This is a genomic window from Streptomyces sp. NPDC005195 (assembly GCF_040608315.1).
In the GTDB taxonomy this organism is placed as follows: domain Bacteria; phylum Actinomycetota; class Actinomycetes; order Streptomycetales; family Streptomycetaceae; genus Streptomyces; species Streptomyces kaempferi.
On record NZ_JBEXHZ010000003.1, the window covers coordinates 151,175 to 163,439 of the forward strand.

The 12,265-nt window shown below is 73.3% G+C and carries 10 protein-coding genes; 3 read left to right on the forward strand and 7 right to left on the reverse strand.

Annotated features, from left to right (window positions below):
- Positions 1–85 precede the first annotated feature (85 nt).
- Together ABZV34_RS05150 and ABZV34_RS05155 are read right to left on the reverse strand one after the other, a co-directional pair.
- Positions 86–952: an alpha/beta hydrolase gene (locus tag ABZV34_RS05150; protein WP_356271436.1), complete on the reverse strand. Its 867-nt coding sequence runs from the start codon at positions 950–952 to the stop codon at positions 86–88.
- 900 nt (positions 953–1,852) lie between these two features.
- On the reverse strand, positions 1,853–2,545 hold the full coding sequence (locus ABZV34_RS05155) for a metal-dependent transcriptional regulator (protein ID WP_356271438.1): 693 nt from the start codon (positions 2,543–2,545) through the stop codon (positions 1,853–1,855).
- Between the two features lie 446 nt (positions 2,546–2,991).
- On the opposite strand from ABZV34_RS05155, the gene ABZV34_RS05160 reads away from it, so the two are divergent.
- On the forward strand, positions 2,992–3,747 hold the full coding sequence (locus ABZV34_RS05160; protein ID WP_356271439.1) for an SIS domain-containing protein: 756 nt from the start codon (positions 2,992–2,994) through the stop codon (positions 3,745–3,747).
- Positions 3,748–3,866: 119 nt separating this feature from the next.
- Here ABZV34_RS05160 and ABZV34_RS05165 read toward each other — a convergent pair whose 3' ends face one another.
- On the reverse strand, positions 3,867–5,249 hold the full coding sequence (locus ABZV34_RS05165; RefSeq protein ID WP_356271441.1) for a PAS domain-containing protein: 1,383 nt from the start codon (positions 5,247–5,249) through the stop codon (positions 3,867–3,869).
- Positions 5,250–5,915: 666 nt separating this feature from the next.
- Here ABZV34_RS05165 and ABZV34_RS05170 point away from each other — a divergent pair.
- Positions 5,916–6,944 (forward strand): 2-oxoglutarate and iron-dependent oxygenase domain-containing protein, encoded by a 1,029-nt coding sequence (locus ABZV34_RS05170; RefSeq protein ID WP_356271443.1) that lies wholly within the window; start codon positions 5,916–5,918, stop codon positions 6,942–6,944.
- Between the two features lie 37 nt (positions 6,945–6,981).
- On the opposite strand, the gene ABZV34_RS05175 is transcribed toward ABZV34_RS05170, so the two are convergent.
- On the reverse strand, positions 6,982–8,082 hold the full coding sequence (locus ABZV34_RS05175; protein ID WP_356271445.1) for a citrate synthase 2: 1,101 nt from the start codon (positions 8,080–8,082) through the stop codon (positions 6,982–6,984).
- A gap of 421 nt (positions 8,083–8,503) precedes the next feature.
- Here ABZV34_RS05175 and pdxH point away from each other — a divergent pair, with 421 nt between their 5' ends.
- Positions 8,504–9,142, forward strand: a complete 639-nt coding sequence (pdxH, locus tag ABZV34_RS05180; protein ID WP_356271789.1) for a pyridoxamine 5'-phosphate oxidase — start codon at positions 8,504–8,506, stop codon at positions 9,140–9,142.
- Positions 9,143–9,154: 12 nt separating this feature from the next.
- On the opposite strand, the gene ABZV34_RS05185 is transcribed toward pdxH, so the two are convergent.
- Genes ABZV34_RS05185 through ABZV34_RS05195 form a run of 3 tightly spaced genes read right to left on the reverse strand, consistent with a single transcriptional unit; the run spans position 9,155 to position 12,167 of the window.
- On the reverse strand, positions 9,155–9,874 hold the full coding sequence (locus ABZV34_RS05185; RefSeq protein ID WP_356271447.1) for a TetR/AcrR family transcriptional regulator: 720 nt from the start codon (positions 9,872–9,874) through the stop codon (positions 9,155–9,157).
- A complete protein-coding gene (locus ABZV34_RS05190) occupies positions 9,871–10,605 on the reverse strand; it encodes an enoyl-CoA hydratase family protein (protein WP_356271449.1) in 735 nt (244 codons plus the stop codon). Before ABZV34_RS05190 ends, ABZV34_RS05185 begins: the two co-directional genes overlap by 4 nt.
- Positions 10,602–12,167 carry a 4-coumarate--CoA ligase family protein gene (locus tag ABZV34_RS05195; RefSeq protein ID WP_356271451.1) on the reverse strand — a complete coding sequence of 522 codons (1,566 nt, stop codon included), beginning with the start codon at positions 12,165–12,167 and terminating at the stop codon, positions 10,602–10,604. Before ABZV34_RS05195 ends, ABZV34_RS05190 begins: the two co-directional genes overlap by 4 nt.
- Positions 12,168–12,265 lie beyond the last annotated feature (98 nt).

Here is a 12,265-nt window from a genome sequence, read left to right on the forward strand (position 1 = left end):
CGGGGCGTGTCCGGCGTCGCGAGGCGGGCGCGAGCTCGCGGAGACGCCCCGGGGGCGCGCGAGGGGCCGGGCCCCGGGTTGGCGGTCAGCCGGTGAGGACGCCGTCGAGGAACGGCTCGATCGCGGTGCGCCAGGCCTGCGGCCGGTCGTAGTGCACGAGGTGGCCCGCGTCGGCCACCTCCGCGTACCGGCCGTGCGGCAGGACCCGGACCATCTCCTGGGACTCCGCCCGGCCGAGCTCGCCGTCCAGCCCCCTGACGACCAGGGCGGGGCACCGGACCTGGGCGAGCTCCTCCCAGTGGGCGTCGTACACCCAGGTCTCGCGGGACTTCAGCATCTGCTCGGGATCGAAGACGGGCCGCCAGCCGTCGGCCGTCTCGTGCATCACCTCGGCGTAGAACTCGCCGCGGGACGGGGTGGGGCGCTCCACCCAGGGGTCGTCCTCACCGAACCACTTCCGTACGTCGGCGAGCGTGGCGAACGGCATCGGCCAGGCCTTGAACCAGTGCTCCCACTCCCGCTGCGACGCGGCGCCTAACGCCGAGGCCCGCATGTCGCAGATGACCAGCCCGCGGACGAGGTCGGGGCGCTTGGCGGCGAGCTGCCACGCGGTGAGCGCGCCCATGGCGTGACCGACGAGGACGGCCGGGGCGAGACCCAGCTGCTCGAGGGCGGCCTCGGCGTCCTCGACGTACGCCTCGCGGGTGTAGTCCTCCTGCGGTGCCTTGTCGCTCTGCCCGTGGCCGCGCTGGTCGAGCGCGACGGCACGGTGCCGCCCGGAGAGCCAGCGGGTGGTGGGGGCCCAGTGCGAGGCGCGGCCCATGAGGCCGTGCAGCAGCAGCACCCCGGGGGCCGGCCGGCCCGTCGGAGGAGCGTTCTCGGGAGAATCGGCGAACTCCCACGCAGCCAGGCGTAGGCCGCCCGCGCCGGTCACGTCGATGCGCCGCACCATAGGTCTGGCACCCCCCTAGCTCGCTCGGACCGCCCCGCTCCCACTCGAGCCCGCCGGTCCCTCGTACCGCTCCGTGCCGCTTCCTGCCGCTGCTTCCGTCGATGTGCCGACACCGCCGGCGTGCTGCTCTACGCGTACCCGGTGCGCCCGTCGTACGCCCCCCACATTATCGAACGGATATTCGAAAATAGCCCGCTCGGCGACAACACCCCTCGTTCGAGTGACCACGACCGGGGATTGACCGGCGCTGCCGAGGGGAGATCTTCAGCGGGAGGCGGACCGCTCGGGGACAAGTGGTCCGAAGGGGTTGACCCTGGGAGCTCGGGGCTCCGGGTCAGCACGGGGGAGGACAGGCCCCGGCGCCATCTGGCGCCGGGGCCCTCTCCCTGTCTGCGGCACATCCTCCACGCCCCCTCCCCGACCGTGCGACATCCCTCTCGGACACGGTCAAGAGCCCTCAGGTCATATGCCTCACGCGACAGCCTCGCACGCAAATGGTCTCGCCGCTGCGATTCGGCACACTGAATCTTGGTTTCGACGACGTCGCGCGAGCACCACAACTACCACTGCCGACCCGGGAGTTGACACCACCACGCCGGTCGGGGAGGCGCCCGTCGCACGGTCTCCACAGCGCCCGGCGGTGGTGCGGCCAGCGGGTTTCCGCCGTGTCCGGCGGGCTCCCGGGAGCGGACCCCGGGGTCCGGCCGAAGCCGGGCCGCGCGGTCCGCGCCCGGGGGCTGCCCCTCGCGGGCTCAGGGCCGGGGGACGCGCACCGAGGTGTCGACGCCCGCCCACGAACACCGGACGCCGGCGCTCCGTACGGAACTCCCGCCGTCCGCCGCGCACACGCCGTCCACGGCCACCGGGGGCTGTCCGACGCCCGCCGTCGCCCGTGGCGCGTCAGCGCTTCGCGACGAACACGTGGGACGCGACGTCCGACTCCAGCTCCGCCGCCTCACCACCGCTGCCGACGAGCACGCCGCCCGCCGACTCCGTCACGCTCACCACGGAGCCGGGCTGCACACCGGCCCGGCGCAGGGTGTACATCAGCTGCGCGTCCGTCTGGATGGGCTCGCCGATCCGGCGTACGACGACGGTCTTGCCGTCCAGACCCGGGTCGAGCTCGGCCAGCGACACCATGCTCTCGTCCAGGAACGGGTCGGCGCCGTCCTTCTCGCCGAGCTCCTCCAGACCGGGGATCGGGTTCCCGTACGGAGACTCGGTCGGGTGGCGCAGCAGCTCCAGGACGCGCCGCTCGACGGCCTCGCTCATCACGTGCTCCCAGCGGCAGGCCTCGGCGTGCACCTGCTCCCACTCCAGACCGATCACGTCGACGAGCAGGCACTCGGCCAGACGGTGCTTGCGCATCACCCGGGTGGCCAGGCGGCGGCCCTCGTCGGTGAGCTCCAGGTGCCGGTCGCTGGCGACGGCCACCAGACCGTCGCGCTCCATGCGCGCCACCGTCTGGCTGACCGTCGGGCCGCTCTGGTCGAGCCGCTCGGCGATCCGGGCGCGCATGGGGACCACGCCTTCCTCCTCCAGCTCGAGGATGGTGCGGAGATACATCTCCGTGGTGTCGATCAGTCCGGACATACGTGCCCCTCGATTAGCTCTGCCGGAGGCTCGGTGGCTCACCGGCTTGTGCGCTGGCCCTGAACTCAATTCTGACGCATACCACCGACAACCGTGCCTCGCCGGGGGAACCGCATGATGACGAGTGCCTCCGCCTCCTCCGCGGCGACGCGGTCCGGGGCCCGGCCGGATCGGACACGACCGGCGTCCGGGCGGACGTCCGGCCCGGCGCCGTCCCCAGGTGTGCGGCACCCCCGCGGGCGGCCGGTGCCCGCGGCCGGGCGGCTCCGCCGTCGGGCCGCGCGTCGGCGGCCCTGTGCCCAGTGTCGCTCCCGCGGGCCGTATTGACACGGCAGTGGTCCAGACCGCAACGTGATCCGCGACACGACGGGAGCAAGGCCGCACCGGGCCGCCGGTTCAACCGCTCGCCGGCCCTGTGCCGACGCGACTTCTAAGGGGCTTCGCCGATGAGCGACAGCAAGCTGGCCGGGCAGTTCCTCGACGCCGCGATCGGCCTGCTGCAGCGGGTGCGTGACGAGTGCGCCGAGGACGTCGAGGCGGCAGGCGCCCTCATCGCCGACACCGTCACTGATGGCGGCCGGCTGTTCGCCTTCGGCGCCGGGCACTCCTCGCTCGCCGCGCAGGACGTCGTCTACCGCGCGGGCGGTCTCGCCCTGATGAACCTGCTCACGGTGCCGGGCGTGGTCGGCGTCGACGTCATGCCGGCGACGCTGGGCTCCGCCCTGGAGCGGGTCGACGGCCTCGCGAGCGCGGCCCTCGAGTGCAGCCCGCTCCGCGCCGGCGACCTGCTCGTGATCATCTCCCTGTCGGGCCGCAACGCGCTCCCGGTCGAGATGGCCATGAAGGCCCGCGCGCTGGGCGTGAAGGTCATCGGGGTCACCTCGGTCGCCTACGCCTCGGAGACGACGTCCCGGCACACCTCGGGGACGTATCTGAAGGACCACTGCGACGTCGTCCTCGACTCGAAGATCGCGGTCGGGGACGCGGAACTGACCCTGGACGCCATCGAGGCGCCCTTCGCCCCCGCCTCCACGGTCGTCACCTCGGCCCTGCTCCAGGCCGTCATGGCCACGGCCGCGGGCGCGCTGGCCGACCGCGGCGTCGAGCCGCCGCTGCTGCGCTCGGGCAACGTGGACGGCGGCCACGAGTGGAACGGCCGGGTGATGACGGAGTACGGGGACCGGATCTTCTACCGGCGCTGAGCCGTCCGGCCCGGACACCGGCGCCGGCCGGCGCACCTGCCCAGGACACCCCGCCGTGACCGTCACGCCCCAGCGGGCCCGGAGGCCGGGAACACACCCCCGAGACCGTCGCGCCGCGCCTACGGCCGCTCCACCAGCCCCTCCAGGTCCAGCGCCATGGCGATCCGCACGGCCACGTCCTCCGCGTACGTGGCGTCCGCGCGCTCGAACTGGCTGCGCCCCGCCCCGCGCAGAAACGTCACGACGCCCAGCGTCCGCCCCCGGCTGCGCAGCACCGCGCACAGGGCGTGCACCGAGTCCGCCGGCCACTGGCGGGCCGCCGCCCACTCCCTCGTCCGCTCGGGCGTGCTCTCGCCGGAGCCGGCCCGCACCGAGCCGGCCCGCTCCACGCACTGCAGCGCGGGGTGCCCCTCGGCGTACCCCACGGGCAGGCCGGCCTTTCCGGCCAGCAGACTCGGACCCGGCGCCCCGGCCGGCGTGGCGGTGACCCGTACGAGCCGCACGGGGCCTTCGCCGTCGGCCACCGGGCCACCCGCCACCCGGTCGATCAGCGCGTGGTCGGCGAATCCGGCGAGCGAGAAGTCCAGATGGACGGTGGCCGCCTCGCCCGGGTCCTCGCACTCGGCCGCGGCCCGCGCCGCCCGGTGCAGCTGATTGGCCCGGAACCGCAGCAGCGCCGCCTCCTGCTCGGTCTGCCTGGCCTCCGTCACGTCCTGGAAGAGCCACCCGACACCGAGCGGGACCGGTTCCTCCGTCAGCGGCGAGGCGAGCCGCACGAAACCGCTGCGCCAGCACCGCCGTTTCCCGCCGTCCGTCGAGCGCACGCTCACCCACATCTCGGCGGGCGCGGGCGGCGCGCCCTCGGCGAGCACGTGGGTGAGCGCGCCCTCCAGCTCCTCGACGCCCTGCGACAGCAACTCCCCCAGGGGCCGCCCGAGCACCGCCGTGCGGCCCATCCCGAGCGCGCGGGCCGCGTGGGCGTTGACCACGGCGGGCCGCAGATCCGCGTCGACGAGCACCACGCCCCAGCTGGCGTCCTCGAACAGCGCCTCGCTCAGGGCGATGGACCGTTCCAGGTCGATCTGCGCGTGCACCTCGCTGAAGGCGCAGTACACCCCCGCGGGCTTGCCCTCGGGCCCGCGCACGGCGGCGGACTGGGTCCGGACGAGCACCCGCCCGCCGTCCTTGGTCAGCAGCGCGAACTCGTTCACCTGCCGGCCCGGGGCCTCCATGGCGGACAGCAGCCGCCCCTCGACCGACTCGGCGTCCGCGGTCCGTACGGCCCACCCGGCGAATCCGCGCCGCCCCACGGCCTCGGCGGCGGTCCAGCCGAGAATCCGCTCGGCCTCCCGGTTCCAGTGGGTGACGACCCCGTCGGCGTCGAACGCGCACAGGGCCGCGTCCATACCGTCCAGCAGCGCGGCAAGCAGATCCGAACCATCCGGCTCGGGCTCGTCCGGCCCCAGCTCATCGGTGGTCCCACTACGCCGGGAAGCACTCACCTGGACCCCCTGCAGGCTGCGTCCGCACGTACGGCGAGACAGTTCACTCACTGGCAGTCATTCAACTCGAACGTGACCCAGCCCACACCTGATTCCCCGAAGATTGGACGAAAACGTTGCGCGCCGGGAATTCCGTCCCACCTGTCCCAGGAACCGTGGGCCGGTCGAAAAAGGAGTTGAGCGGTTCGCGATGCGTTCCTAAGGTGTGACGCACACGAGAGAGGAGGTGGTTCGGCAGATGTATCCCAACCGGACGCGTGAGGTGGCTGCGGGCTGACGGCCCGTCACCACATCCAGTGCGGTGCCGGACCCGCGCGTGAAGCAGCGCGCAGCCGGCCCAATCTCCAGCAGTCACCCGACCCGCGAGTTCGCCGGTACGTCCGGCCGGCTCCTCCGCCGCGAGGCGAAGGAACCCGAACTCGCGGGTCGCCTGCGTTGTGCGGGGCATGTGAGGTGGGGCACACACGTTTGCGGGGGTCCGCAGTACGCTTGGGCCATGCTTCCGATGCTCGTTCGACGCCGGCACGTGGACTTCGTGCGTGTCACGAGCATGGGCTGTCGGCCCAGCGCCTGACCTCGCCCCCACCTTCTCCCCCGGCATCCGTGGCCCCCGCCCCACCCCCGGCGGCCCCCACGGGCACCCCGTAGACCCCGCGGACGCACCCCATGACGACGTACCCGTCCTCCTCGCCGTACCAGCAGCTCCCGATCATCGACCTCTCGGCGGCCGACCGCGGCCCCCAGGCCCGCGCCCTGCTGCACGCGCAGCTGCACAGCGCCGCCCACGACGTGGGCTTCTTCCAGCTCGTCGGGCACGGGGTGAGCGCGGCCGAGACCGGCGCCCTGCTCGACGCCATGCACCGCTTCTTCGCACTGCCCGAGGCCGACCGGCTCGCCCTCGACAACGTCGGCTCGCCGCACTTCCGCGGTTACACGCGCACCGGCGACGAGCGGACGGGCGGCAGCCAGGACTGGCGGGACCAGCTGGACATAGGCGCCGAGCGGCCCGCGCGGACACCCGGCGCGGGTGAGCCCGCCTACTGGTGGCTGCAGGGCCCGAACCAGTGGCCCGCCGCGCTGCCGGAGCTGCGGACCGCCGCCCTGACCTGGATCGACCGCCTCGGCTCGGTCGCCGCACGGCTGCTGCGCGAGCTGCTCACCGCCATCGGGGCGCCCGCCGACTTCTACGAGCCGGTCTTCGGGGAGCGGGCCCATCCGCATCTGAAGCTCGTGCGGTATCCGGGGAGCGCGGGGGACGGCGCCGGTCAGGGCGTGGGCGCGCACAAGGACTACGGGTTCCTGACGCTGCTGCTCCAGGACACCGTGGGCGGCCTCCAGGTGCAGCGGGCGGACGGCCTCTTCCACGACGTGCCGCCGATGCCGGGGGCGTTCGTGGTCAACCTGGGCGAACTCCTGGAGGTCGCCACCAACGGCTACCTGGTCGCCACGAACCACCGGGTCGTCAGTCCGCCCGGGGCCACCGAGCGGTTCTCGGTGCCCTTCTTCTACAACCCGCGCCTCGACGCCCGTGTCGAGCCGCTGGTCTTCCCGCACGCGTCCGCCGCGCCCGGGATCACCGACGACCCGACGAACCCGCTCTTCGCCGAGTACGGGTTCAACGAGCTGAAGGGCAAGCTCCGGGCCCATCCGCTGGTCGCCGCCCGTCATCACGCGGACCTGCTCACGCCCGCGTGATGACCGGCGGCCCCCAGGACGGGCCCCGGAAGCGGGCTCAGTTCGCGATGCGCTCGTAGCCCTTGATCTCCTGGGGGCCGCGCGGGCCGGGGCCCATGTAGTGCGCGGACGGCCGTACGAGCCGTCCCGTGCGCTTCTGCTCCAGGATGTGCGCCGACCAGCCGGCCGTGCGGGCGCAGGTGAACATCGAGGTGAACATGTGCGCCGGGACCTCGGCGAAGTCGAGGACGATGGCGGCCCAGAACTCGACGTTCGTCGCCAGGACCCGGTCCGGGCGGCGGGCGTGCAGCTCCGCCAGGGCGGCCTTCTCCAGCGCCTCGGCCACCTCGAAGCGGGGGGCGCCCAGGTCGCGGGCGGTGCGGCGCAGGACCCGCGCGCGGGGGTCCTCGGCGCGGTAGACACGGTGGCCGAAGCCCATCAGGCGTTCGCCCTGGTCCAACGCCTGCCTGACGTAGGCCTCGGCGTCCCCGGTGCGCTCGATCTCCTCGATCATGCCGAGGACGCGGGAGGGGGCACCGCCGTGCAGCGGGCCCGACATCGCGCCCACGGCTCCGGAGAGCGCCGCCGCCACGTCCGCGCCGGTCGACGCGATGACGCGGGCGGTGAAGGTGGAGGCGTTCATGCCGTGCTCGGCGGCGGACGTCCAGTAGGCGTCCACGGCGGCCACGTGCTTGGGGTCCGGCTCGCCGCGCCAGCGGATCATGAAGCGTTCGGCGATCGAGTGCGCCTTGTCGATCTCGCTCTGCGGGACCATGGGGCGGCCCTGCCCGCGGGCGGACTGGGCGACGTACGAGAGGGCCATGACGGCGGCGCGGGCGAGGTCCTCGCGGGCCTGCGACTCGTCGATGTCGAGGAGGGGCTTGAGCCCCCAGACGGGCGCGAGCATGGCGAGCGCGGACTGGACGTCGACGCGGATGTCACCCGAGTGGACGGGGATCGGGAACGGCTCGGCGGGCGGCAGGCCGGGGTTGAACGCGCCGTCGACGAGGAGTCCCCAGACGTTTCCGAAGGAGACGTGACCGACCAGATCCTCGATGTCGACGCCCCGGTACCGGAGTGCGCCGCCCTCCTTGTCCGGTTCGGCGATCTCCGTCTCGAACGCGACGACTCCTTCGAGTCCGGGTACGAAGTCGGACATCAGGCGGCTCCTCATGATGTGTGCGACAGGGGGTCTGCGGACAGATGGTGCGATGGACCGTGCCGTGGGAAACCATGCGCCGGCGACGGGTGGTCGACGTCCGGTTCCACGGTCGGCTCGTGGACTCGTGGTCCGGTACGTATCCCGGTGATGCCCCGTGCGGCCGGCGGTCACCCACCGGAGCGGCAGCAGCACGATATCCCCGGGTGCCACCTTTGGGGAGAGCACGCGGCACTCAGTGCCACGCAGTGATGAACCCCACTCCCGCCGAGTGGGGGTCGAAGTACGGCAAGATGACCGCGTGAACGACCGTTACCCGGATGAATCCGCCGAACCCCTCGTCCAGCGCGCGGCCGAGGCCGCCGCCGAAGAACAGGCCGGAGAACGGCCCGCGACGGAACTCGGCACCGACCCCGCCGCGATGCGCGCCCACTACCGCGCCGAGGGCCTCGTGGAGTCCGATCTCGCCCCGCACCCCATGGACCAGTTCGCCCGCTGGTTCAAGCAGGCCGCGCAGGCCGCGGTGCAGGGCGTGGTGTACGAACCGAACGCGATGGTCGTGGGCACGGCCGACGCCGACGGGCGGCCCAGCTCCCGCACGGTGCTGCTCAAGCAGTACGACGAGCAGGGCTTCGTCTTCTACACCAACTACGAGTCCCGCAAGGCCCGGGAACTGGCCGCCAACCCGTACGTGTCGCTGCTCTTCCCCTGGCACCCGATGGCCCGCCAGGTCATCGTCACCGGGACGGCTCGGCGCACCGGCCGCGACGAGACGGCCGCGTACTTCCGTACCCGGCCGCACGGCTCCCAGCTCGGCGCCTGGGCCAGCGCCCAGTCCTCGGTCGTCCCCTCCCGTACCCCGCTCGACTCCGCCTACGCGGAGCTGAGCGCCCGCTACCCCGAGGGCGAGCGGGTCCCGGTGCCCCCGAACTGGGGCGGCTTCCGCGTCGCCCCCCGGACGGTCGAGTTCTGGCAGGGACGCGAGAACCGCCTGCACGACCGGATGCGGTACTCGGCGGAGCCGGACGGCGGCTGGACGGTGGAGCGGCTCAGCCCGTGACGGCCGCCCGGTTCAGTCCAGTACGCCGTTCAGGATCTCGCCCCACTGGGCGACCACCCGCTCCCGGCGGGCCGCGTCGTCCGTGAGGAGGTTGGCGAGGCCCAGGCCGCGGGACATGTCGAGGAAACCCTGGACGGTCTCCCGTACGCCCGCGCGGGACTCGTCCGCGGCCAGCAGGTCCACGGCGATCCGGTGGGTCTCGCGGCCGACACGGGCCTCCAGTTCGGTGACCCTGAGGCGGAGCTGCTCCTCGTCGGACGCGGCGACCCACAGGTGGAGGGCGGCGCGGAAGAGCGGGCCGGTGAAGAGGTCGACCAGGGCCGCGACGACGGCCCGCCGGTCGGCGGCACCCTCCGGGAAGAGGGCGCGCAGGGCCGTGGAGCGTTCCTCGGCGACGTACTCCACCGCCGCCGTGAACAGGTCCTCGCGGGTCGGGAAGTGGTGCTGGGCGGCACCCCGGGAGACGCCGGCGCGTTCCGCGACGACGGCGACGGTGGAGCCCGCCCAGCCGTGTTCGGCGAGGCAGGCCACGGCGGCCGCCAGCAGCCGTTGCCGGGTGGCCCGGCTGCGGTCCTGCTTCGGGACGTGCGCGGGACGGGAGCCGCGCGGCCCCTGACCCGCCGCGTGGCCGGTACGGTCCGCGCTCTGCGCGTGCCGCGCGGCTGCCGCGCGCTCCGGAGCGGCGGTGCCGGTCACGTCCGTCGTGTCGTCCCAGGCTTCCGCCGTGCTCACACCACCCATGCGGGATCCCGTCGTTCGAGGAAGGCCGTCATCCCCTCGCGGGCCTGTGCGGAGGAGAACAGCTCGGCCGAGAGCGCCGTCAGGGCGGCCGCGTCCTGGTCGAAGGCCTCCAGCACCTTAGCCGTGAGCAGCCGTTTCGTCTCGGCGAGACCCTGCGGGGAGGACCGGCGCAGCCCGTCAAGGATGGGGGCGAGGACCACGTCGGCGTCGTCGCCCGTCGCGGTCAGCAGTCCTGTCCGCACCGCCTCCACCGCGTCGAAGCGTTCGCCGGTGAGGTAGTAGCGGGCCAGGGCGCGGGGGTCCGTGCGGGGCAGCAGGGGGAGGGAGATGACGGCGGGTGCGACACCGATGCGGACCTCCGTGAAGGCGAACGAGGCCTCGCCGGAGGAGACGGCGATGTCGCAGGCGCCCAGCAGACCGAGACCGCCCGCCCGGACGTGCCCGGTCACCCGGGCCACCACCGGCTTGGGCAGCTCGACGATCCGCCGCAGCAGACCGACGAGCGCGTCCGGGTGCGGCGGGTCGCGCAGGTCCGCGCCCGAGCAGAACGTGTTGCCGGTGTGGGTGAGGACGACCCCGCGGACGTCGTCGTCCGCACCGCACCGCGCGAGCCCCTCGGCCAGTTCGCCCACGAGCGCGGACGACAGGGCGTTGCGGTTGGCGGGCGAGTCGAGGGTGAGGGTGGTGACGGCGCGGTCGTGGGCCGCGCGCACGACGCTCACGACCGGTCCCGCAGTTCACGCCGGAGGATCTTCCCGGAGGCCGCCCGGGGCACCTCGTCGACGAAGGTGACACCCCGGACCCGTTTGTACGGGGCGACACGCTCGGCGACGTACATCATGACCTCTCCCTCGGACAGCTCGCCGGCGGAGCGCTGACGCACCACATGGGCGTGCGGGACCTCGTTGTTGTCCGCGTTGTAGACCCCGACGACAGCGGCGTCCGCGATGCCCGGGTGGGTCAGCAGCAGTGCCTCCAGCTCGGCCGGCGCGACCTGGAAGCCCTTGTACTTGATGAGTTCCTTGACCCGGTCGACGACGAAGAGCCAGCCGTCCGCGTCCACGTACCCGACGTCACCGGTGTGCAGCCAGCCGTCCGCTTCGATCATCTCGGCGGTGGCGTCGGGACGCCCCAGATAGCCCTTCATCACCTGGGGGCCGCGGATGACGATCTCCCCGGCCTCGCCGACACCCAGCTCCTCGTCCGGGGCGTCGAGGGAGACGATCCGCATCTCGGTGCCCGCGACGAGCCTGCCCACCGTCCCCGGCGGCGCGTCGGCGGCGTCCAGCGGGACCAGGTGGGTGCAGGGGGAGAGTTCCGTCATGCCGTAGCCCTGGCCGATGGGCGGGAGGCCGAGCCGCTCGGCGCAGGCCGCGGCGAGCTGGGCGTCCAGGGGCGCGGCGGAGGAGATGACGTACTTCAGGGACGACAGGTCGTAGCCCTCGACGGCCGGGTGCTTGGCGAGCGCCAGCACGATCGGCGGGGCCACGAACAGGCCCGTGATGCGGTGCCGTTCGATGGCCGTGAGGAACGTGTCGAGGTCGAAGCGGGGCAGCACGACGACGGTGGCGCCCTGTCGCAGGGGCGCGTTCATCAGGGCCGTCAGCCCGTAGATGTGGAAGAAGGGCAGCACCGCGAGGATGCGCTCCCCCTCGTCCATCGGCACCGAGCGCGCCAGCTGCGCCAGGTTGGTGGCGATGGACCGGTGGGTGAGCATCACGCCCTTGGGTACGCCGGTGGTCCCGGAGGAGTACGGGAGGGCCGCGACGTCCGTCACGGGGTCGATGTCGATCCGTGGCTCGGGCGCGGTCGAGCCGAGCAGGTCGATCAGCGACCGGTGTCCCGGCGCGGTGTCACAGACGAATATCTCCCGTACCCCGCCCGCCAGTTGCGCGGCCCGCCGGGCCGTCTCCAGAAGGGGTGAGACGGTCACGATCCAGCTCGTGGCGCTGTCCCGCAGCTGTTTCGCGAACTCCTCGGCCGTGGCGAGCGGGTGCACGGTCGTGACCGACGCTCCCGCGCGCGTGGCGCCGTAGAACACCGTCGGGAACGCGATCGTGTTCGGGCTGTGCAGGGCGAGCACGTCGCCCTTGCGGAGGCCCGCGTCGGCGAACGCGGCGGCCAGCCGGCGGTGGAACAGGTCGAGTTGGCCGTAGGTGAGCGTGGTGCCGTCGACGCCGTCGACCAGCGCGGGCGTGTCTCCGCGCTCGGCGGCCCGGCCGAGGACGGCCTCGTGGATGGGTTCCTCGACGGCCGGGACATCGGCGTACACACTGCGGAACACGGGTCCTCCTGGAGCGGCTCGCGGGTAGGACTGGCCGGTGGGTCCTTCGGTGGGAGGACCCACCGGGGCGCTCGGGCGGTGCGGGTGACCGGTGGGCC

Coding starts and splice junctions, on each gene's coding strand:
- ABZV34_RS05150 (WP_356271436.1), bottom strand. CDS start 952: ATGGTGCGGCGCATCGACGTGACCGGCGCGGGCGGCCTACGCCTGGCT.
- ABZV34_RS05155 (WP_356271438.1), bottom strand. CDS start 2,545: ATGTCCGGACTGATCGACACCACGGAGATGTATCTCCGCACCATCCTC.
- ABZV34_RS05160 (WP_356271439.1), top strand. CDS start 2,992: ATGAGCGACAGCAAGCTGGCCGGGCAGTTCCTCGACGCCGCGATCGGC.
- ABZV34_RS05170 (WP_356271443.1), top strand. CDS start 5,916: ATGACGACGTACCCGTCCTCCTCGCCGTACCAGCAGCTCCCGATCATC.
- ABZV34_RS05175 (WP_356271445.1), bottom strand. CDS start 8,082: ATGTCCGACTTCGTACCCGGACTCGAAGGAGTCGTCGCGTTCGAGACG.
- pdxH (WP_356271789.1), top strand. CDS start 8,504: ATGCGCGCCCACTACCGCGCCGAGGGCCTCGTGGAGTCCGATCTCGCC.